Genomic DNA, 26303 nt, shown 5'->3' with positions numbered 1-26303 from the left:
CAGTCAAGCTTCTCTGACACATTCGTCGCGGTGCAGCGGCGAGTCGGAGGGGCCGACCACCAGCGGCCGGACGCCCCGGTAGAGGAAAGCGATCGCCGCCGGCGGTGAGCGCCACCGATGCACCGCCTTCACCGATCAGTGCCGGATGAGCACTTCGTTCGCCGCTCCGCGCGAGTAGCCCATGCGAAGTCCCACTGCTCCTGCCGGGTAAGCGTTGATCGTGTCCGTCCAGCTGACGAGCTTGTCAGGACCCACCCAGACGTCGACGGACGGCCCACGGACTTCCACGCGCAACGGCACGTACTCACCGATGCCCGCATAGTAGGCCGACGATCCCAGCAGCGTCATCACCCCGCTTTGCTTCTTGTAGAGCTCCACCTTCTGAGTCTGATGGTTGAAGCGCGCGGTCAGGAAGTTCGACGGGCTCGTGTACCGCACGATCACGCCGGCGTTGCCGTTCGCGTTGCTCGCGGCCACCGAGCTACTCACCGAGTAGTCGGTCCACGAGTTCGATCCCGCCACGGCGATCCCTTCGGCCTGGATGTCGGTCTGCAGAGCCGCGCCCACGGCCGCGCCGCTCGACCAGGTGCCGCTCACGGGCGTGAATGCCCCGAGTCCGCTTGCGAACTCCGAGCTCTCCATCGACGGTCCGGCCGGCGTGCCCTCGACCGCGCCCCGGTCGATTGACGTGGTCGGCAATGGTCGGCCAGCGATGTCGATGCCGCCGTTATCGGGCAGGACCGCAGCGCTGTCGCGAGACGCTGAACCTGCGCCAAGCGCATAGGCCGCGATGGCGCTGAGGAGATCTGTCGCACCACCGGGCAGCGCGAACTGCGGGTCGGCGACGGATTTCGACGGATCTCCGGTCACGGTCGCGGAGGAGTTGCCGAAGAACGTGTTGTTGGCGTACGTGGCCTTTGGTCCGTTCTCGTAACCGCCACCGGCGAGGTTGTAGAAAATGTTGTTCCGGTAGTCCACCTGCGTCTTCGTGTTCGCGACCGTCAGCGGGTTGTACTGGCCCTGGGACCGGTAGAAGACGTTGTTGTAGACCGCGAGGTCTCCCGTGGCTGCCGGGTCGATGCTGATGGCTCCCCGATGCCGATCGAAGTCGTTCTGCGAGATGTTGTAGCGGAAGACGTTGCCGGATGTATCGGGCAGAACGAGCAGTGCGCCGCCCTCGTTGTTGAAGCTGTAGTTGTACTGGTACACGCTGTCGTAAACCCCGTAGTCGAAATCCCACGCCTGCCCGTCGCCATCGAGCTTGCGCGTGTTGGACGCGGTGTTGAACTGGAAGACACCGCGATCGACGAAGTACATCCACTGCGCCGCGACGAAGCCGATGACTGGCAGGTAGTTCACGACCGATGCGTTGACGTCCGTCTCCCGACCGATCTGATCCGTCGTGTTGTATTCGACGAGGGGCCGGTTGCTGGCGCGGACGAGAATGCCGTCGCGGTGGATGCGCGTCACCGTGTTGCCTCGGATCAGCAGGTTCCTGAAGGCATCGCGCTGATGCACCCAGCCCGGGGCCCCGGTGAGAGCGTCGGTCATGGTCTGGATCCCGGTGTCGGAGACGTTGTCGACCGTGTTTCCCTGGATGAGCACCCCGCGCCACGTGCTCTCTCCGCCGCCGCTGACGTTGCGGGCATGAAGGTTGATGCCCCCACTCCGGCGATCGCTGCCGAAGATGTCGCGGACGACGTTGTTGACGATCTTGATCTGCGAGAAATCGCCCCCACCAGGGCCCTCCCCGACAACAAGAATTCCGTTGCGCCGCATGGCCGTCGCGTGCTGTCCGCTCGTGATCTCGAGGTTGTTCACCTCCCAGTGCGATCCGTTCCTGATTCGGACGCCGAAGCCCTCGTTCCCTACCGAGGTGTTCCCGAAATCGATGAGCGGGCGCGCTCCCGCCCCGTACCGATCAACGACGATCGGCGCGCCGAAGGCGCCCGAACCCGTGAGGTCGAGGTACTGATTCGCGAAGACTGAGCCCGCCTTCAGCAGAATGCGCGACCCTGCGGTCAATGTCACGGTGTTGACTTTCGTCAGCGTCTTCCAGGGTGCTGACGAGACTGTGCCGACATTGGTGTCACTTCCGGCGACTGAATCGACGTAGTAGGTGGAGCCGACTGCCGCCGCCGGGGCAGCGGGGCTGGAGACGATGATCGTCGCCAGCAGACTGGCCACCAGAGTGATCGCGGCCGTTTTTCGGAACCTCATTGCGCACTTCCCTCGTCATTGAGCAGATGTTGCGGTTTTGGGGTAATTCGTATCACTACTACTTCGTATCAGCAAGACCACGGACCAAATCCACTGGTAGGCCAGCCGGTACTCGGCATTGCACTCGGCGAGCTCGCCCCGCTAGCCCGCCTCTGCCGTCGCCTCCGGGGCTAGGCCCCGCCCGCACGCAGCAATCGGCGTCGCGCCCGCCGCGCGCGCAGGATGTACGCCGCCGCGCCGATGATCTCGCTCGGCAGTCGGCCGAGGACCCACCGGCGGGCGAGCGACACGTCGCGCGTCACGTGGCCCGGATAGCCGGGGCTCGACTCGATCGCGCGCAGCAGCAGTCGTGAGAGAACACCCGCGCCAGGGATCCCGAAGCGAGCGCGGGCGTAGTTCTGCGACGGCAGTCGGGTGGCTGCGGGCGGCAGCCCCAGGCCGTCGAACAGACGGCGCATGACACCCTCGGCCCCCACGCCACGAACGAGGCGAGGCAGCCGCTCGAGCTCGTCGTTCGTGATGAGCGCGGCGAAGCGGTCGATGAGCGGGCCGGTCTCCGACTCCGGTCTCGGGGCCGCCGCGCGCGGGCCGAGATTGTCGTGGACCGACAGCACCATCGTGAGCAGCCGGTCGGTGATCGGCACGCGGCGGTCGAAGACGATCATCTCGCCGCGGTACCCCCACGCGTGCTCGAAGACCGTCTGCGGATCGGTGAAGAACCCGGGGACGAGCGGGAAGAGGTTCAGGAGCGTGCCGGACCGCGGATCCTGCAGGGAGATGACCGCGGGCGGCAGGATCCCGAACCAGCGCACACGAGCCGCCGCCCACCCGCGAGCGAGGAGCGCCTCCGCGAGCTCGAGGCACCTCGACGGGTCGACGAGGAGGTTGAACGCGGCCCGCAGCTCGGGGGCGCCGAGCCCGTTCGGCGGGAAGACGATGTTGCCGGCGAGCAGTGCGCGGGTGCCCAGCTCATCGATGAGGTCGATCACCTCGGTCATGCACGCATGCCGCGCGGCGAGTTCCGCGGTCTCGGGCTCGGGATACCGGTAGACGCCCGGTCCGCGCTCCCCTCGACCCGGCTCGCTCAGCGGCCGCTCGTCAGCGGAAGCGCCCGGGGAGGGCGGCGTTTCTCGAACCATCGGTGACCTCTCAGTGAGGCTATCCTGCCTCCCCCTAGCCTGATCACCATGTCAGGCGCTCCGAGCATCGTGTGGTTGCGCGACGACCTCCGCATCGCCGACAACCCGGCGCTCACGGCGGCCGTCGAGCGCGGCCGGCCCGTCATCGTGCTCTACCTCCTCGACGAGGAGTCGCCCGGCGTGCGTCCGCTCGGCGGGGCGAGCCGGTGGTGGCTGCACCGCTCGCTCGAGCGGCTGGACGAGGAGCTCGCCGGCCTCGGCGGCGCGCTGACCCTGCGGCGCGGGGCAGCCGAGCCGAGCATCCGCGCTCTGATCGAGGAGACCGGCGCCGACGCCGTCTACTGGAACCGCCGCTACGGAGCGGCGAAGCAGACGGATGCCGCTCTCAAGTCGCGCCTGACCGACGAGGGCGTCGAGGCGACGAGCTTCCAGGCCGCGCTGCTGTTCGAGCCGTGGACCATCACGACCGGTGCCGGCGGCCCCTACGGCGTCTTCACCCCCTACTGGAAGGCGTGCCTGAATCGCCCCGAGCCGCGCGAGCCCCTGCCGGCTCCGACGCGCATCGATGGCCTCGCGCCCGGCGGCGACGCACTCGAGACGTGGACTCTGCTGCCCACCCGCCCCGACTGGGCTGAGGGGCTGCGCGAGACGTGGACCCCCGGGTCGGCGGGGGCGCACGACCGGCTCGAGGAATTCGCCGAGGACGTGCTCGCCGACTACCACCGCCGCGACGAGCCCGGCCTGCGGGCGACGAGCATGCTGAGCCCGCACCTGCGCTTCGGCGAGATCAGCCCCTTCGAGGTGTGGCACCGCATGCGGCACGGCCTCGGCGCGGCGGCGGCGAAGAACCGGGAGAAGTTCCTGAGCGAGATCGGCTGGCGGGAGTTCAGCTATCACATCCTCTTCCACCACCCCGACCTGGCGACGCGCAACTACCGGGCGGACTTCGACGCGTTCCCGTGGACGACGCCCGGGGACGACGAGCTGGACCGGTGGCGGCACGGGCGCACGGGCATCCCGATCGTCGATGCGGGGATGCGGCAGCTGTGGCGCACGGGCTGGATGCACAACCGCGTGCGGATGATCACCGCGAGCTTCCTCACGAAGAACCTGCAGGTCGACTGGCGCACGGGCGAGGAGTGGTTCTGGGACACGCTCGTCGACGCCGACGAGGCGAGCAACGCCGCGTCGTGGCAGTGGGTCGCGGGGTCGGGGGCCGACGCTGCGCCCTACTTCAGGGTCTTCAACCCCGAGCTGCAGGCGAAGAAGTTCGACCCGCGCGGCGAGTACGTGCACCGCTGGGTGCCCGAAGCCGGCACCGACGACTACCCCGAGCCCATGGTCGACCTGCGCGAATCGCGGCAGGCGGCGCTCGACGCGTACGAGGCGGTCAAGGCCGCCAAGCAGGCCCGGGGTGCGGCGCGCTGACGGCGCGCACCGATCGGCGACCGCGCCCGGTCGATGAGAACCCTCTCACCTCCGCCTCCTTCCCGTCTCATCCGCCGCCTCGAGTCTTGAGTCATCGGGAGGGCGGCCCCCTCCCCCTCAGACCGAATACCGGATGAAGGAGAGCACCATGCAGCAGAAGACCTGGATCGCCGTCGGCGCCGCCTCAGCCCTCGGACTCGGCGTCATCGCCGGAGGCGCGGTCGCCTCGGCCAACGAGATGGCCCTCACGAGCGACGACACCCGCCTCCCCGGCCTGTCGACCACCGACGACGTCTCGACCGGCAGCGGCAGCGCCGACGTGACCTTCGACGTCACGAGCGACAGCATCGTCACCCCGTCGCCCGCGACGACCGCGAGCCCCGTCTCGCCGATCTCGCCCGTGACGCCCGCCTCGGTCGCGTCGCCGGTGAGCATCCCCTCGCCCGTGACCCCGGCCTCGCCCGTGAGCGTGCCGTCGCCCGCGTCGCCCGCGACGCCCGCCTCCGTCCCGAGCGCCGTCTCGGCGGCCAGCGCCGGCTCGGCCGACTGACGCGCGACCGACGCCGACCAGCGTCTCTCCCATTCGGGTGGGAGAGACGCGCCCCCCCGGGCCGTGCCGCTCCGTCACCGGAGCGGGGCGGCCTTCGGCATACTCGGGGAGTGACGACTCCCGCGCGGCGCCCGCGCCTCGGCCCGCTCCCGCTCGCCATCGCCGCGATCGTCTCGGTGCAGTTCGGCAACGCGCTCGCCGGAACGACCTTCGCCGAGGTCGGCGCTCTCGGCGCCGCATCCCTTCGCCTGCTCTTCGCGGCGGTGATCCTCCTGGTCGTCCTGCGGCCCTCGGTGCGCGGCTGGACCCGCCGCGTGTGGATCGGCGTCATCGCCCTCGGCATCGGCCTCGCGGGCATGAACAGCCTCATCTACCTCGCGATCGAGCGCGTGCCGATCGGCGTCGCCGTCGCGGTCGAGCTCATCGGCCCGCTCGCCGTCGCGGTCGCCGGCACGCGCCGACCGCGCGACCTCCTGTGGGTCGCCCTCGCGGCCGTCGGGGTGGGGATGCTCGCCCTCGACTCGCAGGGGGCCCTCGCGATCGCGGGCATCGTCCTCGCCGCGGGGGCCGCCGCCTTCTGGGCCCTCTACATCCTCGCCTCGGCCAGGCTCGGAGCGACGAGCGTGCGCGGAGTCGATGGGCTCGCGGTCGCGATGGTCGTCGCGGCGGTGATCGTCGTGCCGTTCGGGGCGGTGTCGGCGACGGCGGCCGTCGCGGCCGAGCCGGTGCTGCTCGCGGTGTTCGCGGGCATCGCGCTCATGACCTCGGCGCTGCCGTACGCGCTCGAGTTCATCGCGCTCAAGACCATGCCGACGCGCGTCTTCGGAGTGCTCTCGAGCCTCGGCCCCGTCGTCGCCGCGCTCGCGGGGCTCATCGTGCTCGGGCAGGTGCTGTCGTTCCTGCAGCTCGCCGCGATCGCGCTCGTCATCGCCGCGAGCGCGGGCGCGGTCGCGTCGGCGCAGCGGCGCTGACCGCGCGGCGCTGCCTGCGCTGCGCTGCCTGCGCGGCGCTGCCTGCGCGGCGCTGCCTGCGCGGCGCTGCCTGCGATTGAGCCGATACGTCGCATGTGAGCCGGAAGGTTCGGGCTCACATGCGATGAAACGGCTCAAGCGTGCGACGTGCGACTACGCGCGGGGCGGCCGGCCGCCGATGCGGCTCACGGCGATCGCGGCGACGCGCTGACCCTCGCGCGCGGCGTGGGCGAGGTCGGCTCCGGCGAGGCGCGCGGCGAGGAAGCCTGCCGTGAACGAGTCGCCGGCCCCCGTCGGGTCGACCGTCGGCACGCGCTCGGCGTCGAGCGACGCGACCCGCGCACCCTCGCCGGCGCGGCGCTCGGCGATCGTCACGCCCGCGGCCCCGCACGTGAGCACGACGGCCGGCGCGAGGTCGAGCAGCGCCTCGGCCACGAGCGCGGGCGGTGCGCCCGCGTCGAGCCCCGCGAGCAGCCGCCCCTCGTCGAGGTTCGGGCGAAGCACGTCGACGCCCGAGATCGCCGACCGGAACGCCGCGACGCCGTAGTCGGCGATGAACCCGGTCGAGCTGGGGTCGAGCGAGACGCTCGCGCCCTGCGCGTGAGCGCGGTCGACGAGCTCGCGCAGCGCGCGGGCCGAGAGGGCGTCGACGAGCGAGTACCCGGTCAGATGCAGGATGCCCGCGGTCGCGAGCAGGGCATCCGTCACCTGGGAGGGGTCGAGCGTCGCATTCGCGCCCCGATCGGTGAGCATCGAGCGCTGCTGCCCCTCGACGAGGATGACGATCGTGCCGGTCGGCCGGTCGGGATCCTCGTGCAGGTGCGCGGCGACCCCCGCGGCGGCGAGCTCGCGCGCGTGGCGGTCAGCGTCGCCGGCGCCGACGCGGCCCACGAAGTCGACGCCCGCTCCGAGCCAGCCGAGCCACGCGGCCGTGTTCGCCGCGCTGCCTCCCGGCTGGCGGGTGATGCGCGAGGTCGTGTCAGTGTCGGGCCGGATGGGGCCGGAGGGCACGACGATGATGTCGTCGATGACGTCGCCCACGAGGAGCGCGCGCGACCCGGTCACGGCGGAGGCCCGGCCGCTCAGGCCGACTGCCGCGCGGCCCAGGCCGTCGCGATGCGGCCGGCGACCCGCACGTTGTTGCGCGCGAGGTCGAGGTTGACCTCGAGGCTGCGCCCGCCCGAGAGCTCGACGATCGTGCCGAGGAGGAAGGGCGTGACCGCCTTGCCCGTGACGCCCGCGGCGTCGGCGAGCGCGAACGCCTCGGCGAGCACGCGGTCGTGCTCGGCGGGCTCCCAGGCCTGGTCGGCGGGCACGGGGTTCGCGACCACGATGCCCTGACGGTGCCCGAGCGCGTCGTGCGCGGCCATGACGGCGGCGACCTGGGTCTCGTCGTCGACCGACCAGTCGAGCGTGAAGGCGCTCTCGCGCAGCCAGAAGCTCGGGAAGACCGTCGTGCCGAGCCCGATGACCGGCACCGAGTAGGTCTCGAGCCGCTCGAGCGTCGCGGCGATGTCGAGCACGCTCTTCACTCCCGCCGAGACGACCGTGATCGGGGTGACGGCCAGGGTCGACAGGTCGGCCGATTCGTCGAACGTCTCGCTCGCCCCGCGGTGCACGCCGCCGAGCCCGCCCGTGGCGAAGACGCGGATGCCCGCCATCGCCGCGAGGTGCGCGGTCGCCGCGACGGTGGTCGCCCCGCTCGCGGCGCGGGCCGCGAGGATGGGCAGGTCGCGCACGCTCGCCTTCGCCATCTCGTCGTCGGAGATGCGGCGCACCCCCTCGGCGTCGAGCCCGACGCGCGCGACGCCGTCGAGCACCGCGACCGTCGCGGGCGTGACGCCCTGGTCGCGCAGGATGGCCTCGAACTCGAGCGCCGCCTCGTGGTTCCGGGGGCGCGGCAGGCCGTGGCTGATGATCGTCGACTCGAGGGCCACGACGGGGCGCCCGGCGGCGAGCGCCGCGGCCACCTCGTCGGAGAGCTGCAGGGGCTGGGTCACCGGGTCAGGCTATCGGGCGGCGCGCATCGGGCGTGATCGAGGCCGCTATCAGAACACAGGGGCGGATGCTCGAAGCCGACTCCCAGCATCCTTCTCGATCACTGCGCGCTCGCCCGAGATCTCGCGGCAGAAGGCTCTCAGGAACTCACAGCGAATCGTGCCGGCATCCCCCTCGAACGGGGGGTGCGGGGGGACGGCCGCAAACCGAAGCGGTCCACGCTCCGGATGCCCCAGTGTGCCGGGCGGACCGCCCCCGATCGGGAGCGGCCCGGCACGGATACGGACACGAAAGGGGTTCATCCCATGAACGCATTCACCTCCAGGAAGACCATCGTCGGCGCCTCCGCCCTCGCTGTCACCGGACTCGTGACCGCGGGCTTCGCCGCTCCGGCGTTCGCCGACCACGCTGGCTCGACCACGTCGACCACCGAGTCGACCTCGACGGTCACCGAGGGCCAGCTGACCAACGACCTGCTCGGCGACATCACGGGTGAGACCACGATCGCCGACCTGCTCGACGGCTCGGTCGACGGCCTCATCGGCGACATCTCCGGCGGTAGCGCGAGCACCGGCGGCATCGGCATCGACGGCCTGCTCGGCGACATCACCGGCGGCGACGTGACCGGCGGCGACGCGGCAGTCGGCTCCATCGGCGGCGACACGGCGATCGGCAACGGCGACATCAGCAACGAGAGCCCCGTGGTCGTGGCCCCCGAGGTCGGCGACGTCGCCTCGGGCAACGCGATCGGTTCCGGCAACGACGTGAGCGCCCCCATCGGCTCGGGCAACGAGACGAACGTCGACCTCGGTGACGTCGTCGACGTGAACGACCTGGTGGACGTGAACGACATCGTCGACTCGACGCTCGACGAGGTTGACGTCGACGGCATCGTCGACGACGTCATGGGCGAGATCGACCTCGACTCGTTCTTCGACTGATCCCCCTGCAGCACGACCCGGACGCGGGGCCCGCCAGCGCATGGCGCGGGCCCCGCGTTCGCTGCGTGACGCCGCATGACGCCCCGACCTGCGGCGGTCGCGCGGGCCGCCTAGCGTGGAATCCACGATGAGCTCGCGCGAAGCACCCGCCCCCGTGCCCTCCACCACGGTGCACGACTCCCGGCGCTTCCCTCCCTCCGCCGAGTTCGTCGCCCAGGCGAACGTCACGCCGGCCGACCTCGCGGCGCTGCCCGTCGATCCGCTCGCTTTCTGGGAGCAGCAGGCGCACCGCCTGCCCTGGGCCCGGCCGTGGGACTCGGTGCACCACTGGGTGCCGCCGAGCGACGACGACCCGGCGAGCCCGCGGGCCACCTGGTTCGCGGGGGGCGCGCTCAACGCGAGCGTCGTGTGCGTCGACAGCCACGTCGACGCCGGCCGCGGCGAAACCGTCGCGCTGCACTTCGAGGGAGAGCGCGGCGACCGCGAGAGCGTCACCTACGGCGAGCTGCAGCGCCGCGTCGCCCAGGCGGCGCACGCGCTCGAGGCGCTCGGCGTGGAGGCCGGCGACCGCGTCGTCATCTACCTGCCGGTGCTCGTCGAGACGGTCGTCGCGGCCCTCGCGGTCGCGCGCCTCGGCGCCGTACACTCGCTCGTCTTCGGCGGGTTCTCGGCGGAGGCGCTGCGGTTCCGCGTCGCCGACACCGGCGCGAAGGTCGTCATCGCGAGCGACGGGCAGTTCCGCCGCGGCTCCGCGGTCGGCGTCAAGGCCATCGTCGACGAGGCCGTCGCGGGGCTCGACCACGTCGAGCACGTGCTCGTCGTCCGGCGCACCGGCGACGAGACCCCGGGCACGCCCTGGGTCGACGGGCGAGACGTCTGGTGGCACGAGGCGGTGGATGATCAGCCCGAGGAGCACGTGGCTCCCGAGCTCGACGCCGAGCATCCCCTCTTCATCACGTACACGAGCGGCACGACCGGGCGGCCGAAGGGCGTCGTGCACACGACCGGCGGCTATCTCGTGCAGGCGAGCTGGTCGCACTGGGCGGCGTTCGATGCGAAGCCGGACGACGTGTACTGGTGCACCGCCGACCTCGCGTGGGTGACGGCGCACACGTACGTGCTCTACGGTCCGCTGTCGAACGGCGCGTCGATCGTCATCGCCGAGGGCTCGCCCGACCACCCGGCGCCGACGCGGCACGCCGAGATCATCGAGCGGCTCGGCGTGACGGTCTACTACACGGCGCCGACGCTCATCCGGACGTTCATGGCGCGCTTCCCGGACGGCTTCCCGTCGACCTTCGACCTCTCGACCGTGCGGCTGCTCGGCACGGTCGGCGAGGCGATCAACCCCGAGGCGTGGGTGTGGTTCCACGTGGCTCTCGGCGGCGGCCGTGCGCCGATCGTCGACACGTGGTGGCAGTCGGAGTCGGGCGCCGCGATCGTCTCGACGCTGCCCGGCGTGCACGAGGGGGTTCCGGGGGCGGCGGGCGTCGCGCTGCCGGGTCTCGCCGTGCGCGTCGTCGACGAGCAGGGGGCGGATGTCGCGCCCGGCTCGAGCGGGTACATCACGATCGAGGGGCGCTGGCCCGCCATGGCGCGCACCGTGTGGGGCGACCACGACCGCTACCGCTCCGCCTACTGGAGCCGCTTCTCCGCGCAGGGCCTCTTCTTCGCCGGCGACGGCGCGACGATCGACGAGCGCGGGTACGTGCGCCTCCAGGGCCGCGTCGACGACGTCATCAACGTCTCGGGGCACCGGCTCTCGACGATCGAGATCGAGTCGGCGCTCGTCGCGCACCCGCTCGTCGCGGAGGCCGGCGTCGTGGGCGTCGCGGACGCGGTCACGGGGCAGGCGGTCGCGGCGTTCGTCGTGCCGGTGGTGCGGCCGGGGTCGGACGCCGCGGACGCGGGCGCCGGTAGCGCGGGTGCTGGCGGCGCGGAGGGCCCCGCTCTCGACGCCGCCGCGTGGCGCGCGGCCGCGGCGGATGCCCGGGCCGAGCTCGCCGCGCACATCGCGCGGGTCATCGGCCCGGTCGCCAAGCCCAAGCACGTGCTGCTCGTGCCCGACCTGCCCAAGACCCGGTCGGGCAAGATCATGCGCCGGCTGCTCGGCGACGTGCTCGACGGGCGCGAGCTCGGCGACACGACCTCGCTGCAGGACGAGTCGGTCGTCCCGGTGATCGCGGCCATCGCGCGCGGGTAGGCGCGCGGATCGGGGTCGGCGGGCGCGAGTGTCGCCCGGTGGCGATGCGCAACTCAGGAACCGCGGAAGCCGATCCGCACTTCTCCGGGCCTGCCGGCCTCGAACCCGTCGATATTCCTGAGTTGCGCATCGGGTACGGCGGGCCAAGAGCCGCCGCCCGGCAGCCGCCCACCGCGCACCCCCGCGACTACGCTCGAGTCGTGCCCGAGCCCCTGCCGATCGACCCGCTCGCCGAGGCGCGTCGGCAGTGGATCGCCCACGGCTGGAGCGACGCCGCCGACGGCATGACCCTCGTCACCTCGATCATGCGCGCCCACCAGCTGCTGCTCGCCCGCGTCGAGGGCACGCTCAAGCGCTTCGACCTCTCCTTCGCGCGCTTCGAGCTCCTGCAGCTGCTGAGCTTCACGAAGGACGGCATCATCCCGATGGCGAGCGCGACCGCCCGACTGCAGGTGCACCCCACGAGCATCACGAACACCGTTCAGCGCCTCGAGCGCGACGGCCTCATCGCGCGCGAGCCGCATCCGCGCGACGGCCGCGCCTCCATGCTGCTGCTGACGGATGCGGGCCGGGCCGTGGCGGCGCAGGCGACGGCGGCGCTCAACTCAGAGGTCTTCACCGAGCCGGGGATGCCGCGCGACGACGTCGCGTCGATCGTGCGCGCGCTCGCCCGCTTCCGGGAGAGCGCGGGCGACTTCGTCACCCCACCGCCGGCGCCCGATCCGCTCTAGCGACCTCGGCCGCCGGCCTGCCCGCGCGTGCAGCCCCGGCAGCGCGGCCGACTACCGGTGCTCGAACCGCGCCTCGCGCTTCTCGACGAAGGCGGTCATTCCCTCCTTCTGGTCGGCGAGGGCGAAGCCCGCGTAGAACAGCTGCCGCTCGACGCGCACGCCCTCGGCGAGGGACGACTCGAACGCGGCGTTCACCGCGGCCTTCGCCGCCTGTGCGACGGGCTTCGACTTCGACGCAACGATCTCGGCGAGAGCCATCGCCTCGTCGAGCAGGGACTCGGGGGCGACCACGCGCGCGACGAGACCGGTGCGCTCGGCCTCGTGGGCATCCATCATGCGGCCGGTGAGGATGAGCTCCATCGCCTTGGCCTTGCCGATCGCCCGGGTGAGGCGCTGCGTGCCGCCGATGCCGGGGATCACGCCCAGGTTGATCTCCGGCTGGCCGAACGTCGCGGCCTCCGAGGCGATGATGAGGTCGCACAGCATTGCGAGTTCGCATCCGCCGCCGAGGGCGAATCCGTTGACCGCCGCGATGACGGGGGTGCGGACCGCCGCGAGGGCGTCCCACCCGGCGAAGAGCCGCTCGCGCGCGACCTGCTCGTAGGTGGCGCTCGCCATCTCCTTGATGTCGGCGCCGGCGGCGAAGGCCCGCCCCGCGCCCGTGATGACGATCGCGCCAATGCCGGGGTCGGCATCCCACGCCTGCGCCTGATCGACGACCTCGGTCATGAGCTGCGAGTTGAGCGCGTTGAGCGCGTCGGGGCGGTTGAGGGTCAGCAGGCCGACGCGTCCGCGCTGCTCGGTGAGGATGGTGCTCGTGCCGGTCATGAGGCCCCTTCGCCGCGCTCGCCTGAGCCGTCGGTCGTCAGGCTGCGCTCTCGGATGTCGGTGATGATCGCCGAGAAGTCTCGCATCGCTCCGTCGCCCTCGGCGAAGCGCGCGTAGATCTGCGCGGCGAGCGAGCCGGCCTCGGCGTGCACGCCGGTCGACGCGATGGCCTGCGCGGCGAGGTCGAGATCCTTCGCCATGAGGGCGCTCGCGAAGCCGGGCTGGTAGTCGCGGTTCGCGGGGCTCGCCGGCACGGGGCCGGGCACGGGGCAGTTCGTCGTGAGCGCCCAGCACTGGCCGCTCGCGTTCGCGGCGACCTCGAAGAGCGCGTTGTGCGTGAGCCCGAGCCGCTCGCCTAGTACGAACGCCTCGCTCACGGCGATCATCGACACCCCGAGGATCATGTTGTTGCAGACCTTCGCGGCCTGGCCGAGGCCCGGCCCGCCGCAGTGCACGACGCGGCGCCCCATCGCCTCGAGCAGGGGCCGCGCCTCGGCGACGTCGGCGTCGGCGCCGCCGACCATGAACGCGAGCGTCGCGGCCTCGGCGCCCATGACGCCGCCCGACACGGGGGCGTCGATGCTCCGGTGGCCCGCGGCGATCGCGAGGTCGTGCGCCTGCCGCGCGTCGTCGACCGCGATCGTCGAGCACTCGACGAAGAGCGTGCCGGGGGCGGCCATCGCGAGCAGGCCAGCGTCTCCGCGGCCGTCGCCGTCGCCGCTGCCGCTGTAGGCGCTGAGGACGTGCCGCCCCACGGGCAGCATCGTGATGACGACGCGCGCCCCCGCGACGGCCTCGGCCGCCGACGCCGCGATCGGCACGCCGGCCTCGCGCGCGTGCGCGACGGCCTCGGCCGACAGGTCGAACCCGCGCACGTCGACGCCCGCGCGCGCGAGGTTCGCCGCCATCGGCGCCCCCATGTGCCCGAGCCCGATGAACGCGACCGGCCCGGTGGCCGCCGCCCCGCCGACTGCTCCGTCACGCGCGCTGCCGACCGCGCCGTCGACCCCGCCGGATGCTCCCTCGCTCGTCATGATGCCTCCCACTCCCCCGTGCCGAATCTGACCCGCTCGGCCTCGTCGAGCGGAGCGAATGCCGCCTCGACCGCGGCCGGATCGACCTCGGAGAGCGTCGGCGGGCTCCACCGCGGCGAGCGGTCCTTGTCGATGACCTGCGCGCGCACGCCCTCGGCGAAGTCGGGCGCCGCGAGCGCGCGCAGCGCGGCGCGGAACTCGAGCGCGAGCGCCTCCTCGAGCGACCCCGCGCGCGCGGAGCGGCGGAGCGCGGCGAGGGTCACCGCGATGGCGCTGGGCGAGCGGGCGGCGAGTGCATCGGCGGCGGCGTTCGCCGCCTCGTTGCCGGATGCGCGCATCCGCCCCATGATGACGCCCGCGTCGTCGCTGGCGTACGCCTCATCGGTCCACGCGCGCTCCTGAAGCAGCGGGGCCGCGCCCGCCGGCTCGGCGAACTCGGCGATCGTCGCGTCGACGGCGGCCGCGGGGTCGCCCTCGACGGCCGGGTCGAGGAGCTCGAGCGCGGCGACGAGCTCCGCCAGCGAGCGGCTCGGCACGCGGACGTCGGCAAGGCCGACCGCGATCGCGTCGTCGGCGCCGATCATCGTGCCGGTGAGGGCGAGGTGGGTGCCGAGCTCGCCGGGCGCGTGCGAGAGCAACCAGGTTCCGCCGACGTCGGGCACGAAGCCGATGCCGGTCTCGGGCATGCCGATGCGCGAGCGCTCGGTGACGACGCGGTGCGAGCCGTGCGCCGAGATGCCGACGCCGCCGCCGAGCACGATGCCGTCCATGAGCGCGATGTAGGGCTTGGGGTAGCAGGCGATCGCGGCGTTGAGGCGGTACTCATCGCTCCAGAATGCGGCGGCCGCTGCGCCTCCCCCTGCACGCGCGTCGGCGTGCAGCGAGACGATGTCGCCGCCCGCGCACAGCCCGCGCTCGCCCGCGCCGACGACGGCGACGGCGAGCACGTCGTCGCGGCCGGCCCACTCGTCGAGCGCGGCGCGCATCATGACGACCATGCCGTGCGTGAGCGCATTGAGGGCGCGGGGCCGGTTGAGGGTCAGCAGGCCGAGCGAGCCGCGCACCTCGACGATGAGCTCGGGCTCGCCGCCGTGCGAGTCGGAGACGTCGCTCACGAGACCTTCTCGAGCACGCTGCGGCCGATGATGAGCTTCATGATCTCGTTCGTGCCCTCCAGGATCTGGTGCACGCGGAGGTCGCGCACGACCTTCTCGATACCGTACTCGGCGAGGTAGCCGTAGCCGCCGTGCAGCTGCAGGGCGGCGTTCGCGGCCGTGAAGGCGACGTCCGTCGCGAAGCGCTTGGCCATCGCGCAGTGCGCGGCGACGTCGGGATGCCCGCTGTCGATCGACTGCGCGGCGCTGCGGAGGAGCAGGCGGGCGGCCTGCAGCTCCGTCTCCATGTCGGCGATCGTGAACACGAGCGACTGCTGCGTCGACAGCGGAGCTCCGAACGCGCGCCGGGTCGAGATGTGGCGCACCGCGCGGTCGAGCGCCCACTGGGCGCCGCCGAGCGAGCACGCGGCGATGTTGAGGCGGCCGCCGTTGAGCGCCTTCATCGCCATCGTGAAGCCCTCGCCCTCGGCGCCGAGCCGGTCGGCGGCGGGCACGCGCACGCCGTCGAGGATGACGGGGCGGGTGGGCTGGGCGTTCCAGCCCATCTTGACCTCGTTGGGCCCGAACGACAGCCCCGGTGCGTCGGCGGGCACGATGAACGCGGTGATGCCGCCGGGCCCCGCCTCGCCCGTGCGGGCCATGACGATGTAGACGTCGGTGCTGCCGGCCCCGGAGATGAACTGCTTCACGCCCGTCAGGATGTAGTCGTCGCCGTCGCGCACCGCGCGGGTCGCGAGCGCGCCCGCGTCGGAGCCGGAGTCGGGCTCGGTGAGGCAGTAGCTGCCGAGGTGCTCCATGCTCGCGAGCCTCGGCACCCAGCGCTCGCGCTGGTCGTCGTCGCCGAAGGTGTCGATCATCCAGGCGACCATGTTGTGGATGGAGATGTAGGCCGCGATCGTGACGTCGCCCTTCGCGAGCTCCTCGAAGATGAGGGCGGTGTCGGCGCGCGTGAGCTCGGTGCCGCCGACGTCTTCACGGACGTAGATGCCGCCGAAGCCGAGCTCGCCCGCGGCGTGCAGCACGTCGAGCGGGAAGTGCTTCTCGCGATCCCACTCGATCGCGTGGGGCTCGAGCTCCTGCTGGGCGAAGTCGCGCACCATCTCGACGAGCGCCTGCTGCTCGTCGCTCAGGCCGTGGGCGGGCGCCGCCATCGGGGCGTCGTTGAGCAGGGTCATCGGGTGACCTTTCCGGTGAGGGAGGCGACGGGTCGCAGGAGGACGGGCCGGGCGAGGAACCACGCGGCGACCATGACGACGATCGAGGCGGCGAAGACGCCGAACCCGATCCACGAGTCGTCGTCGCGCGCGGCGTACATGTGGTTGAGGTTGCGCAGCGCCCCCGTCGAGAGGACGAGGGCGACGTGGACGACGATGAACGCCAGGAAGACGAGCATGACCGGGAAGTGCACCGCGCGCGCCCACTCGAGGGGGAAGGCGCGATTGCGGCGAGGCGCGTTCGCGGGCCACGCCCCGGACATCCGGAGCCCCGTGATGATGGCGAGCGGCGTGACGACGAAGACGATCGCGAAGTAGCTCAGCTGCTGGAGGCTGTTGTAGTTGACCCAGCCGTTCTCGACCGGCCAGGTGAGCGAGAGGTACTGCAGCAGCGCGGAGGCGGCGTTCGGCACGACCTCCCACGTCGTCGGCACGATGCGCACCCAGTGCCCGGTCGCGAAGGCGAGCACGAGGAAGACGATGCCGTTGACGACGAGCAGCGCGTCGAGGGTGAGGTGCAGCCAGAGCTCGAGCGTGATCTTCTTCGGCGGATTCTTGGTGCGCAGGGGGCCGGAGTTGTTGCGCGTCCAGTGCCCGGCGGGGCGCTTCGCGGTGCGCACCTGCCACCCGGTGCGGATGATGAGCAGCAGGAACAGGCTCGACAGGAAGTGCGTCGCGTTGAGCCACACCGGCAGCCCGACGGGTGCGCCCTCGGGCAGCTCGGTCTCGCCGGGGTAGCGGGCGATGAACTCCTGCACGGCGGGGAGCTCGCGCAGCGCGCGGGCGGCGACGACGAGCAGGGCGAGGCCGACGATCGCGATGAGGATGCTCACGACGAGCTTCTTCGGACGGCGCGGCCCGCGGCCCTGCGTGCCGCGCGCCGTGCTCGGGCGTCCGGTGGTGGTGCTCATGCTCGTCTACCTCCGCGACTCGAGGGCCGACAGCAGCTGCGGCACGACCTGGAAGACGTCGCCCACGATGCCGAAGTCGGCGACCTCGAAGATCGGCGCCGAGGCATCCGTGTTGATCGCGACGATCGTCTTCGCCGTCTGCATGCCGGCCTTGTGCTGGATGGCGCCGGAGATGCCGAGGGCGATGTAGAGGTCGGGGGCGACGGTCGTGCCGGTCTGGCCGACCTGCGCCGTGTGGTCGATGTAGCCGGCGTCGACGGCGGCGCGCGAGGCTCCGACGGCGCCGCCGAGGGCGTCGGCGAGCTGCTCGACGAGGGCGAACCTCTCGGGCGAGCCGAGGCCGCGACCGCCGGCGACGACGACCTTCGCGGTGCGCAGCTCGGGGCGGCCGGAGGGGCGCACGGGCGTCGATGACTCGATCGTTGCGACCGCACCCGTGACCTCGACGGCGAGCGTCTCGACCGCGGGGGCGTCGACGGCGGCGGCGCGCGCATCGATCGCACCCTGGCGCACGGTGACGATCGGCAGGCCGCCCTCGACCGCGGAGGTCGTGGAGTAGGCGCCGCCGAAGACAGAGTGGGTCGCGACGACGCGGTCGCCGTCGAGCGCGACGGCCACGGCGTCCCACGCGAGAGCGCCGCTGACGCGGACGGCGAGCCGGCCGGCGACGTCGCGGCTCTCGATCGAGTGGGCGAGGAGGACGACGCCGGGCTGCTCGCGCTCGACCGCGGCGGCGAGCGCCGAGACCTGCGGGGTCGCGATGACGGAGTCGACCTCGGCGGCCTCGGCGATCAGCACGCGCGTGGCGCCGAGAGAGCCGAGGGCTCCGGCGAGCGGGGCGGTGTCGGCGCCCGGGCCGACGACGACGAGCGCGACGGCCTCGCCGAGGGCGGAGGCGGCGCCGAGAAGTCCGGCGGCCGAGTCGGCGGGGGCGCCGTCGGCGGTGAGCTCGATGTGGACGAGTGCGGTGGTCATGGCGGCCTCCTAGACGAGTCGCTGCTCAGCGAGACGGCGTTCGATCAACCAGCCCGCGAGCTTCGTGCCCGCGTCCCCCTCGTCGACGATGGGGTCGGCTCCGGTGCGGCCGGGGCGCTGCTCGCAGGTCAGCACGACGGAGGAGGCGCTCGAGCGCGACCCGGCGAGCGCGGGCTCGAGGTCGGCGAGCGGGTGGGAGGCGACGGGCTTCTTCTTGGCGCCCATGATGCCCTTGAACGACGGGAACCTCGGCTCGGGCATCCCCTCGGTGATCGACACGATCGCCGGAAGCGGTGCGCTCACGACGCTCGTCGCGGTCTCGGTGGCGCGCTCGCCGCGCACGCGGCCGCCGTCGATGCTGAGCTCGCTGACGAAGGTGAGAGCGGGGAGGCCCAGGTGCTCGGCGAGCATCGCGGGGATCACGCCTCCGCGGCCGTCGGTCGACTCGTTGCCGGCGATGATGAGGTCGGCGCCCGCATCGCGCAGGGCGGCGGCGAGGGTCGCGGCGGTCGTCATCGCGTCGGCCCCGGCCAGCGCGTCGTCGACGAGGTGGATGCCCGAATCGGCGCCCATGGACAGCGCCTTCTTGATCGCGCCCGTCGATTCGCTCGGACCCATCGTCAGCGCGACGACCTCGATCGACTTGTCGCGGTCCTTGAGCGCGAGGGCCGCCTCGAGGGCCCGCTCGGTGATCTCGTCCACGACCCGTTCGCTCGCGGAGCGGTCGAGCCGCCCGGTGACGGGGTCGAGCACGCGCTCCTCCCAGGTGTCGGGCACGTGCTTGATCAGGACGATGATCCTCATGGGAACTCCCTCGTTCTGCGCTCTCGCGAGCGCGGCGCCTTGTGGGCGACCGCCACGATACTCGGGCGGCAGAGGAAATGCTAGGGGTTCCTTGTATCTGCGCCGGGGGCAGGAACGAGAAAAGCCCCCGCCGAAGCGAGGGCTCTCGTGCTGATGTCAGCCGATCTGCGCGCCCGAAGGGACTCGAACCCCTAACCTTCTGATCCGTAGTCAGATGCTCTATCCATTGAGCTACGGGCGCACTGTCACTTTCGCGACTGAGCGAGCATATCAGCGACGCGGAAGGGTCGCGAATCGTGGGGTCCGCCCGAGCGTCGAGCACTCCTCGAACCCGCCCGACCCCTACGCTGGGCGACGCACCGACGAAGGAGAACGGGTGACCGCGACCACCGATGGCCCCACGCTCGACGACCGGCCGCTCGTCAGCCCGCGCTACACGGCACGGCTGCTGCAGGGCACGTTCGCGCTGCTGTTCGCGCTCGCCTCGATCATGGTGCTCGCCCTGGAGCCCCAGATCGTGCTGCAGCCGCTCTACGCGATCGGCGCGAGCCTCATCGCCGCCGCCACCGCACTCCCCTTCCTGCCCGCGTTCCGCGCCTCCTACTACCGGCCGTGGATGCTCGCCATGCCGCTCCTCGACTTCGCCGGGTTCCTCTTCGTGCGGCTGGAGGGCACGGGCGGCGTGGCGAACCCGATGGTGATGATGCTGGCGCTCCCCGCGGTCTGGGTCGGGCTCGTCAAGTCGAAGGCCGCGCTCGCCGCCCTCGGGCCGGCAGTCGTGGTCGTGATCGTCCCCGACCTCGTCCTCCTCGCCCGCGGATCACTCGATGAGGAGCTTTCCGATCGCGCCGTGATGCTCGTGGCGATGTTCCCCATCGTGATGATGTTCGCCGCGGGCGCCTCGTACGCCATGTCGTCGATCCTCGCCGACCGCCAAGTCGATCTCGCCGCCGAGCAGAGGCGTCGCGCGGAGGCCGCCGCCGATGCCGAGCGGGCGCGGAACCTGCTCGACGCGGTGCTCGACACCATCCCGGTGGGGGTCGTCGTGATGACCCCGGATGGCGGACGCGTGCTCATGAACCGCCGCCTGCGCGAGAGCCCGGAGCTGACGGCCGATGGCGCCGACCCGTGGGAGTCGATCCAGGACGTCCGCGCCCTCATGGTGGACCGCGTCACGCGGATCGAGGAGTCAGAGTCGGCGTTCCAGCACGCTGCGCGCGGCGAGACCGTCACCGACCGACTCATCTGGGTGGGGCTCCCCGGGCAGCAGCAGCACGCCCTGTCGGTGTCCGCGGGCCCCGTGCACGCCGACACCGGCGAGCAGCTGGCCAACGTGCTCGTCGTCAGCGACGTCACCGACTTCATGCATGCCCTCGAGGCGAAGGACGCCTTCATCGGCACGGTGTCGCACGAGCTGCGCACCCCGCTCACGACCCTCTCGGGCTTCGTCGAGCTCCTGATCGAGCGCGAGCACGAGTTCGGCGACGACGTCCGCTCGTGGCTGCAGGTCATCGATCGCACGGTGCGGCGCCAGCACATGCTCGTGCGCGACCTCCTCGCCGCCGCAGCGTCCCGCACCGCACCGATCGTCATCGACCGGCAGCCGAGCAACCTCGCGGCCATCGCGCACGAGGCCGCTCTCGCTCTTCGCAGCGAGGCCGAGCAGAAGAGCATCTCGATCGAGGTCTCGGGCGAGGCGACGGGGAGCATCGACGCCCTCCGCATGGCGCAGGTGGTCGAGAACCTCCTCACGAACGCCGTCCGCTACACGCCGGAGGGCGGCAGCGTTCACGTCTCCGTCGCGGAGGACGCCGAGCACCTGCACCTCGTCGTGAGCGACACCGGTCTCGGCATCGCCCCGGAGGATCAGGAGCGGCTGTTCGAGCAGTTCTTCCGCGCGGCCGAGGCGCGGGCATCCGCCATTCGGGGCATCGGGCTGGGGCTCGCGATCGTCAAGACGATCGTCGACGCGCACGGCGGCGACGTGGCCCTCGAGAGCGAGCCGGGCCGCGGCACGACCGTGACGGTCCGAATCCCCCACCCCGCCTAACCGGGCGGAGCGGGCCGGCGGCGCAGTAGACGCGGACGGAAGACTGCCCGACCCCGTCATGAGGCGTCTCGCCGCAGAAGCGGCGGCGAGACAAGATGATACGGCGCGGAGACGGAGGGATTTGAACCCTCGGTCCCCTAAACGGGGACTCCACCTTAGCAGGGTGGTGCACTCGGCCGGACTATGCGACGTCTCCTGGCGTGAGCCTCCACCACTATAGCCCGTGCGGGGCGGATGCTCGTCCTCAGTCGTTCGCGGCCGAGCAGCGCCGATCGGCCGCCGTCTGACCCGGCACGTTCTCGAGCACCTCGGGCGTCGGCGCCGCGCTCGGCGAGCCTGACGGTGCCGCCGACGGGTCGGCCGATGCGGACTCCGACGGGGCCGGCTCGGCCGTCGCCTCGCCCGAGGGGCTCGGGGCGGGAGCGGGCGCGTTCGGGTCGGCGACCGTCCCGCTCTGCGGCTCATCGGGGATGAAGCGCTCGTCGCTCTCGATGAGGCGCATGAGCTCGGCCGCCTCGTCCTCGAGCGGCAGCACGCGGCCCTCGAGCTCGCCCGAGAGCACGATCTCGCCGGGGTACTGCACGAAGACGATGTTCTCCGTCGGCATGTCGGCGAGCACGCGCGCCATCGCGACCATTGTGTCGAGCGGCCGCAGGCTCGTCGAGAGCTGCATCGACTCGGTCGTGACCTTCGCGAGGCCGTAGAGCGCACCGAGGTCGGTGAGGACGCCGTCGCTCTGCACCTTGCGGATCATCGACGACAGGTAGACCTGCTGGCTGGAGATGCGGCTGAGGTCGCCGCCGTCGCCGACTCCGTAGCGCGTGCGGAGGAACGCGAGGGCCTGGTATCCCTCGACGGTGTGGGTGCCGGCCGTGGGCAGGTCGAGACCGGTGTACGGGTCGGAGATGGGGGCGTCGATGCAGACGTCGACGCCGCCGACGGCGGAGGACATCCGCGCCACCCCGTCGAAGGAGATCGTGCCGGCGTACGGGACCTCGAGCCCCGTCAGCTGCTCGACGGTGTCGACGACGCACGGGAGCCCGCCGAGCCCGTAGGCGGAGTTGATCTGCGCGAGCTCGAGGGGGCCGCTGGTCGTGCCGTCCTCCGCCTCGCACGCGGGGATGGGCACCATGAGGTCGCGCGGGATCGACACGGCGACGGCCGACTGCTGATCCTCCGCGACGTGCACGAGCATGTTGACGTCGTTGAGGGTCGTCTCGCGCTCGGCGGCGTCGGCCTGACCCGCGGCGTTGTCGACGCCGACGATGAGGACGTTGAAGCCGCCCTCCCACTCGCCCACCGTCGGCACCTCGCCGCCGAGGTCGACCGATTCGATCCCGCTGTCCAGCTGGTAGGCCGCGATCGCGGCGACGGATGCTCCGCTCACGAGCACGACGGCGAGCACCCCCGCCACCGCCGACAGGGCCGTGCGCCACCCCGATGAGCGCTTCAGGCGGCCGTGGCGGACCTCGGCCGCCTCGGCCCGGAGGCCGGAGCGGTCGCGACGTCTCGACTCGGTCATCGTCGCGACCCGCCTCAGTTCGCGACCGAGCAGGTCTGCTGCGCGGCGGTCTGGCCGAGCACGCCCTCGAGCACCTCGGCCTCGGCGGGCTCCTCGCCGGGCAGCGGCGGGACGGTCGGGGAGGCGCTCGGCGCGGGCTCGGCGGTCGCGGTCTCGCTCGGTGCGGGCTCGGGCGCGGCGGGCGCGTTGGGGTCGAGCGCGGCGCCGTTTCCGGTGGCGTCCTCCGCGAGCAGGAACGGCTCGTCGGCGCGGATCTTCTCGAACAGCTGCTCGGCGAGGTACTCCACGGGCGCCGCCTTGTTGGCGTACACCCCGTCGAGGCCGGTCGTCGCCGGGTACTGCACGAAGGTGATGCGCTCGGTCGGGATGTCCTTGAGCACGAGGGCCATCGAGACCATCGTGTCGAGGCTCGCGAGGCTCGACGACAGCGACATCGCCTTCGTCGCGACCTGGGCGAGGCCGTAGAGCTTGCTCGGGTCGGTGAGCGTGCCGCCGCTCTGCAGCGTGCGCATGAGCGAGGACATGTAGACCTGCTGGCTGGAGATGCGGCTGAGGTCGGAGCCGTCACCGACGCCGTGCCGCGTGCGGAGGAACGCGAGCGCCGTGTAGCCCTCGACCGTGTGGGTTCCCGCGGTCGGGAGGTCGAGACCGGTGTACGGGTCGTCGATGGGCGCGTCGATGCACACGTCGACGCCGCCGACGGCGGTCGACATCATCGCGACGCCGTCGAAGGAGATCGTGCCGGCGTAGGGGATCTCGAGGCCCGTCAGCGCTTCCGCCGCGAGCACGACGCAGTTGAGGCCGCCGACGCCGTACGCCGCGTTGAACGGCTGCGCGCTCATCGCGTAGGAGGTGCGCCCGTCGGGCAGCGGGCACTCGGGGATCGGCACGACGAGGTCGCGCGGGATCGACACCGCGACGGCGGACTGCTGGTCCTCCGCGACGTGGACGAGGATGTTGACGTCGTTGAGCGTGGCGCCGTCGCGCTCGGCCTCGTCGCGCTGGCCCTCGGCGTTGTCGACGCCGACGATGAGGACGTTGAATCCGCCCTCCCACTCACCGACCGTGGGGATCACGCGCTCCTCGCCGTTCGCGCCCGTCAGGACCACCTCGTCGATGTTGGCGTCGAGCTGGGTGAGCGTGATGGCGGCGACGGAGACGCCGCTGACGAGCACGATCGCGAGCGCGGAGGAGATGACGGCGAGCGCGGTCCGCCACGCGGACGACCGGCGCAGGCGCCCGTGACGGACGTGCGCCGTCGGCAACGAGCGGATCGACCGATCCCGCACTCGCTCCGTCATTCGCACTCCCCCTGGCACGGCGCTGACGCCGTCGCGGCGGAGGGCGTGGGATTCGAACCCACGAGACATCTCTGCCCACTGGTTTTCAAGACCAGCTCCATCGGCCGCTCGGACAGCCCTCCTTGGACACCAAAGTGCGATTCTAGCCCGAGACCGGCTAAGAATCGCCTGGTCGGTCTGCTCCCGAACGAGGGGCACCCGCGGAGCGCAGGCTCGCGAGGGCGCGAGCGAGCCCGTCGGCGGTGTCGCGCTCGGTGACCTCGGAGGCCGCCTCGACGACCTCGGGCGGGGCCTGACCCATGGCGACGCCGCGGCCGCCGAGACCCGCGGCCCACGCGAGCATCTCGATGTCATTGCGGCCGTCGCCCACGGTCATGACTCGCTCCCCGGGAATGCCGAGGGCATCCCGCACGCGCTCGAGGGCCGTGGACTTGTTGACGCCGTCGGGCGCGATGTCGAGCCAGGCCGTCCAGCCGACGTTGTAGCTGACCTGATGCAGGCCCATGAGCTCGACGGCGGCGAGGAACTCCGACATCGCGTGGCCGGGCGAGATCACGACGACGCGCGTCGCGGGCTCGGCGCAGAGCTCCTCGAACGGCACCTCATGGCTGATCGCACCGAGCGCGCCGTCCGGGAACCAGCCCGTGTAGCGGTAGACGCCCGTCTCGTCCTCGACGGCGTAGTTCGCCTGACTCAGATGCGGGCGGATGCGCGTGAGGACGTCCGTCGCATCGAACGTCTCGACGCGGTGGCGCCGGTACCCCGTGGGGGCCTCCGGGTCCCGCCGGAGCGTGATCGCTCCGTTGGAGCACACGACGTAGTCGGGCGCGATGTCGAGGCGCTCGAGCACGGGCAGGGTCATCGCGACCGAGCGGCCCGTAGCGAGCATGACCTCGTGGCCGGCGTCGCGCACGCGGTGCACCTCGCGCCGGACCGCCTCCGACAGCGTGCCGTCCTCGTGCAGGACGGTGCCGTCGATGTCGAGCGCGACGAGCCAGCGGTCACCGGCGGGGATGCTCGCCGCGGGGTCGCTCGTCGCCGCGCTCACGCGGTCGGCTCCAGAACGGCGAGGCCGCCGAGGTAGGGCTGCAGCGCCCCGGGCACGGCGACCGACCCGTCGGCGCGCTGGTGGGCCTCCAGGATGGCGACGATCCAGCGCGTCGTGGCGAGCGTGCCGTTGAGCGTCGCGACGGGGGCGGTCCTCCCGTCCTCCTGACGGAAGCGGGTATCGAGGCGTCGGGCCTGAAAGGTCGTGCAGTTGCTCGTGCTCGTGAGCTCGCGGTACGCGCCCTGCGTCGGCACCCACGCCTCGACGTCGAACTTGCGCGCGGCGCTCGTGCCGAGATCGCCGGCCGCCGTGTCGATGACGCGGTAGGCGAGGCCCAGCGCCTGGAGCATCCCCTCCTGGAGCGCCAGAAGGCGCTCGTGCTCGGCCTCCGCCTGCGCGGGGTCGATGTAGGTGAACATCTCGAGCTTCTGGAACTGGTGCACGCGGATGATGCCGCGGGTGTCGCGCCCGTAGCTGCCGGCCTCGCGGCGGTAGCAGGTCGACCAGCCGGCGTAGCGCAGCGGCCCGGCCGACACGTCGATGATCTCGCCCGCGTGGTAGCCGGCGAGCGCGACCTCGCTCGTTCCCGTGAGGTAGAGGTCGTCGGCGGGCAGGTGGTAGATCTCGTCGGCGTGCGCGCCGAGGAACCCGGTGCCGCTCATGATCTCGGGCTTCACGAGCGTCGGGGTGATGAGGGGCGTGAAGCCGGCCTCGAGCGCCCGGTCGAGGGCGAGGTTCATGAGCGCGAGCTCGAGGCGCGCGCCGACGCCCTTGAGGAAGTAGAAGCGCGAGCCGGAGACCTTGACGCCGCGCGGCACGTCGATCGCGTCGAGCAGCTCGCCGAGGGCGAGGTGGTCGCGCGGCTCGAAGTCGAAGACGGGTTTCTGCCCGACCTCGCGGAGGGTGACGAAGTCGTCCTCCCCGCCCTCGGGCACGCCGGGCAGCACGACGTTCGGGATGGATCCGGCGATGCGCGTGAACGCCTCGTCGGCCTCGGTGGCGGCGAGCTGGGCGGCCTTGACGCGCGCCGAGAGCTCCTGAGCGGCGGCGACGAGCGCGGCCTTCTCCTCCTTGGGCGCCTGCGCGACGCGCTTGCCGTGCGCGTTCTGCTCGGCCCGCAGCGCCTCGAAGGCGGTGATCGCCTCACGCCGGGCGCGGTCGGCGGCGACGGCCTCGTCGACGAGCTCGACCGACGATCGCCTCGCCCGCTGGGAGGCCGAGACGACGTCGGGGTTCTCACGCAGCAGCTGGGGGTCGATCACTCCCCTAGTCTGGCACGCGCTCGGCGCGCGACCCCTGCGCCCACCGGGCCCCGATGCT

Annotated in this window: 22 protein-coding genes and 3 tRNA genes; 7 read left to right on the top strand and 18 right to left on the bottom strand. The window is 72.1% G+C overall.

Translation table 11 applies throughout. The features are described 5' to 3' along the window. Nucleotides 1-135: 135 nt before the first annotated feature. Nucleotides 136-2187: a hypothetical protein gene (locus ASC54_RS03700; RefSeq protein WP_162242489.1), complete on the bottom strand. Its 2052-nt coding sequence runs from the start codon at nt 2185-2187 to the stop codon at nt 136-138. A 203-nt stretch (nt 2188-2390) separates the two neighbouring features. Continuing rightward, nucleotides 2391-3218, bottom strand: a complete 828-nt coding sequence (locus tag ASC54_RS03695) for a hypothetical protein (protein ID WP_055896761.1) — start codon at nt 3216-3218, stop codon at nt 2391-2393. 189 nt (nt 3219-3407) lie between these two features. Here ASC54_RS03695 and ASC54_RS03690 point away from each other — a divergent pair, with 189 nt between their 5' ends. From ASC54_RS03690 to ASC54_RS03680, 3 genes are all read left to right on the top strand, one after another. After that, nucleotides 3408-4787: a deoxyribodipyrimidine photo-lyase gene (locus ASC54_RS03690; protein WP_055896759.1), complete on the top strand. Its 1380-nt coding sequence runs from the start codon at nt 3408-3410 to the stop codon at nt 4785-4787. Between the two features lie 148 nt (nt 4788-4935). Then, nucleotides 4936-5337 (top strand): hypothetical protein, encoded by a 402-nt coding sequence (locus ASC54_RS03685; protein WP_156376716.1) that lies wholly within the window; start codon nt 4936-4938, stop codon nt 5335-5337. Nucleotides 5338-5447: 110 nt separating this feature from the next. Then, nucleotides 5448-6308 carry a DMT family transporter gene (locus tag ASC54_RS03680; protein WP_055896754.1) on the top strand — a complete coding sequence of 287 codons (861 nt, stop codon included), beginning with the start codon at nt 5448-5450 and terminating at the stop codon, nt 6306-6308. Nucleotides 6309-6461: 153 nt separating this feature from the next. Here ASC54_RS03680 and ASC54_RS03675 read toward each other — a convergent pair whose 3' ends face one another. Both ASC54_RS03675 and ASC54_RS03670 read right to left on the bottom strand, forming a co-directional pair. Then, nucleotides 6462-7373 carry a carbohydrate kinase family protein gene (locus ASC54_RS03675; protein ID WP_055896751.1) on the bottom strand — a complete coding sequence of 304 codons (912 nt, stop codon included), beginning with the start codon at nt 7371-7373 and terminating at the stop codon, nt 6462-6464. Nucleotides 7374-7390: 17 nt separating this feature from the next. Next, on the bottom strand, nt 7391-8308 hold the full coding sequence (locus ASC54_RS03670) for a pseudouridine-5'-phosphate glycosidase (RefSeq protein WP_055857436.1): 918 nt from the start codon (nt 8306-8308) through the stop codon (nt 7391-7393). Between the two features lie 303 nt (nt 8309-8611). On the opposite strand from ASC54_RS03670, the gene ASC54_RS03665 reads away from it, so the two are divergent. The 3 genes from ASC54_RS03665 (at nt 8612) to ASC54_RS03655 (ending at nt 12181) form a co-directional block, all read left to right on the top strand. Then, nucleotides 8612-9247, top strand: a complete 636-nt coding sequence (locus ASC54_RS03665; RefSeq protein WP_055857439.1) for a hypothetical protein — start codon at nt 8612-8614, stop codon at nt 9245-9247. A gap of 127 nt (nt 9248-9374) precedes the next feature. Next, nucleotides 9375-11450: an acetate--CoA ligase gene (gene acs / locus ASC54_RS03660; protein ID WP_055896748.1), complete on the top strand. Its 2076-nt coding sequence runs from the start codon at nt 9375-9377 to the stop codon at nt 11448-11450. A 200-nt stretch (nt 11451-11650) separates the two neighbouring features. Beyond that, nucleotides 11651-12181 carry a MarR family winged helix-turn-helix transcriptional regulator gene (locus ASC54_RS03655; RefSeq protein WP_055857447.1) on the top strand — a complete coding sequence of 177 codons (531 nt, stop codon included), beginning with the start codon at nt 11651-11653 and terminating at the stop codon, nt 12179-12181. Between the two features lie 51 nt (nt 12182-12232). On the opposite strand, the gene ASC54_RS03650 is transcribed toward ASC54_RS03655, so the two are convergent. The 8 genes from ASC54_RS03650 to ASC54_RS03615 all read right to left on the bottom strand — a co-directional run bounded on the left by ASC54_RS03650 (nt 12233) and on the right by ASC54_RS03615 (nt 19303). Next, on the bottom strand, nt 12233-13009 hold the full coding sequence (locus ASC54_RS03650; RefSeq protein ID WP_055896745.1) for an enoyl-CoA hydratase: 777 nt from the start codon (nt 13007-13009) through the stop codon (nt 12233-12235). Continuing rightward, the gene (mmsB, locus tag ASC54_RS03645) at nt 13006-14043 is read right to left on the bottom strand and encodes a 3-hydroxyisobutyrate dehydrogenase (protein WP_082514945.1); all 1038 of its coding nucleotides are present in this window, start codon (nt 14041-14043) and stop codon (nt 13006-13008) included. The genes ASC54_RS03650 and mmsB overlap by 4 nt, the downstream gene beginning before the upstream one ends. Further along, a complete protein-coding gene (locus ASC54_RS03640) occupies nt 14040-15158 on the bottom strand; it encodes an enoyl-CoA hydratase/isomerase family protein (RefSeq protein ID WP_055896742.1) in 1119 nt (372 codons plus the stop codon). The genes mmsB and ASC54_RS03640 overlap by 4 nt, the downstream gene beginning before the upstream one ends. Beyond that, a complete protein-coding gene (locus ASC54_RS03635) occupies nt 15155-16333 on the bottom strand; it encodes an acyl-CoA dehydrogenase family protein (RefSeq protein WP_082514821.1) in 1179 nt (392 codons plus the stop codon). Before ASC54_RS03635 ends, ASC54_RS03640 begins: the two co-directional genes overlap by 4 nt. Next, nucleotides 16330-17283 (bottom strand): cytochrome b/b6 domain-containing protein, encoded by a 954-nt coding sequence (locus ASC54_RS03630; protein ID WP_055857453.1) that lies wholly within the window; start codon nt 17281-17283, stop codon nt 16330-16332. Before ASC54_RS03630 ends, ASC54_RS03635 begins: the two co-directional genes overlap by 4 nt. Before the next feature lie 6 nt (nt 17284-17289). Then, nucleotides 17290-18258: an electron transfer flavoprotein subunit alpha/FixB family protein gene (locus ASC54_RS03625; RefSeq protein ID WP_055857454.1), complete on the bottom strand. Its 969-nt coding sequence runs from the start codon at nt 18256-18258 to the stop codon at nt 17290-17292. 9 nt (nt 18259-18267) lie between these two features. Further along, complete coding sequence (locus ASC54_RS03620) at nt 18268-19062, bottom strand: electron transfer flavoprotein subunit beta/FixA family protein (RefSeq protein WP_055857456.1); 795 nt, start codon at nt 19060-19062, stop codon at nt 18268-18270. Nucleotides 19063-19230: 168 nt separating this feature from the next. After that, nucleotides 19231-19303: transfer RNA gene (locus ASC54_RS03615), tRNA-Arg, on the bottom strand. 135 nt (nt 19304-19438) lie between these two features. Here ASC54_RS03615 and ASC54_RS03610 point away from each other — a divergent pair. Then, nucleotides 19439-21112 carry a cell wall metabolism sensor histidine kinase WalK gene (locus ASC54_RS03610; RefSeq protein WP_055896739.1) on the top strand — a complete coding sequence of 558 codons (1674 nt, stop codon included), beginning with the start codon at nt 19439-19441 and terminating at the stop codon, nt 21110-21112. Between the two features lie 106 nt (nt 21113-21218). Here ASC54_RS03610 and ASC54_RS03605 read toward each other — a convergent pair. The 6 genes from ASC54_RS03605 to serS form a co-directional block, all read right to left on the bottom strand. After that, nucleotides 21219-21308, bottom strand: a tRNA-Ser gene (locus tag ASC54_RS03605). Between the two features lie 48 nt (nt 21309-21356). After that, on the bottom strand, nt 21357-22634 hold the full coding sequence (locus ASC54_RS03600) for an LCP family protein (RefSeq protein ID WP_055896736.1): 1278 nt from the start codon (nt 22632-22634) through the stop codon (nt 21357-21359). Between the two features lie 14 nt (nt 22635-22648). After that, nucleotides 22649-23935 carry an LCP family protein gene (locus ASC54_RS03595; RefSeq protein ID WP_055859236.1) on the bottom strand — a complete coding sequence of 429 codons (1287 nt, stop codon included), beginning with the start codon at nt 23933-23935 and terminating at the stop codon, nt 22649-22651. 37 nt (nt 23936-23972) lie between these two features. Further along, nucleotides 23973-24057: transfer RNA gene (locus ASC54_RS03590), tRNA-Ser, on the bottom strand. Nucleotides 24058-24092: 35 nt separating this feature from the next. Beyond that, entirely contained in the window at nt 24093-24983 is an 891-nt protein-coding gene (locus ASC54_RS03585; protein ID WP_235451375.1) for an HAD family hydrolase, read from the bottom strand. Next, nucleotides 24980-26245, bottom strand: coding sequence for a serine--tRNA ligase (serS, locus tag ASC54_RS03580; RefSeq protein ID WP_055896733.1), 1266 nt, complete (start codon nt 26243-26245; stop codon nt 24980-24982). The genes ASC54_RS03585 and serS overlap by 4 nt, the downstream gene beginning before the upstream one ends. Nucleotides 26246-26303: the final 58 nt, after the last annotated feature.

Origin of the sequence: Yonghaparkia sp. Root332, assembly GCF_001425665.1 — a bacterium.
Lineage (GTDB): Bacteria > Actinomycetota > Actinomycetes > Actinomycetales > Microbacteriaceae > Microcella.
Note: the sequence above shows the minus strand (reverse complement) of the source record. Positions and strands in the feature narration are given on the sequence as shown.

What these genes read in the sequence shown, in the direction of transcription:
- ASC54_RS03625 (WP_055857454.1), bottom strand. Translation starts at nt 18,258, where the DNA reads ATGACCACCGCACTCGTCCACATCGAGCTCACCGCCGACGGCGCCCCC.
- ASC54_RS03600 (WP_055896736.1), bottom strand. Translation starts at nt 22,634, where the DNA reads ATGACCGAGTCGAGACGTCGCGACCGCTCCGGCCTCCGGGCCGAGGCG.
- ASC54_RS03650 (WP_055896745.1), bottom strand. Translation starts at nt 13,009, where the DNA reads ATGACCGGCACGAGCACCATCCTCACCGAGCAGCGCGGACGCGTCGGC.
- ASC54_RS03635 (WP_082514821.1), bottom strand. Translation starts at nt 16,333, where the DNA reads ATGACCCTGCTCAACGACGCCCCGATGGCGGCGCCCGCCCACGGCCTG.
- ASC54_RS03695 (WP_055896761.1), bottom strand. Translation starts at nt 3,218, where the DNA reads ATGACCGAGGTGATCGACCTCATCGATGAGCTGGGCACCCGCGCACTG.
- mmsB (WP_082514945.1), bottom strand. Translation starts at nt 14,043, where the DNA reads ATGACGAGCGAGGGAGCATCCGGCGGGGTCGACGGCGCGGTCGGCAGC.
- acs (WP_055896748.1), top strand. Translation starts at nt 9,375, where the DNA reads ATGAGCTCGCGCGAAGCACCCGCCCCCGTGCCCTCCACCACGGTGCAC.
- ASC54_RS03685 (WP_156376716.1), top strand. Translation starts at nt 4,936, where the DNA reads ATGCAGCAGAAGACCTGGATCGCCGTCGGCGCCGCCTCAGCCCTCGGA.
- ASC54_RS03630 (WP_055857453.1), bottom strand. Translation starts at nt 17,283, where the DNA reads ATGAGCACCACCACCGGACGCCCGAGCACGGCGCGCGGCACGCAGGGC.
- ASC54_RS03665 (WP_055857439.1), top strand. Translation starts at nt 8,612, where the DNA reads ATGAACGCATTCACCTCCAGGAAGACCATCGTCGGCGCCTCCGCCCTC.
- ASC54_RS03620 (WP_055857456.1), bottom strand. Translation starts at nt 19,062, where the DNA reads ATGAGGATCATCGTCCTGATCAAGCACGTGCCCGACACCTGGGAGGAG.
- ASC54_RS03690 (WP_055896759.1), top strand. Translation starts at nt 3,408, where the DNA reads ATGTCAGGCGCTCCGAGCATCGTGTGGTTGCGCGACGACCTCCGCATC.
- ASC54_RS03595 (WP_055859236.1), bottom strand. Translation starts at nt 23,935, where the DNA reads ATGACGGAGCGAGTGCGGGATCGGTCGATCCGCTCGTTGCCGACGGCG.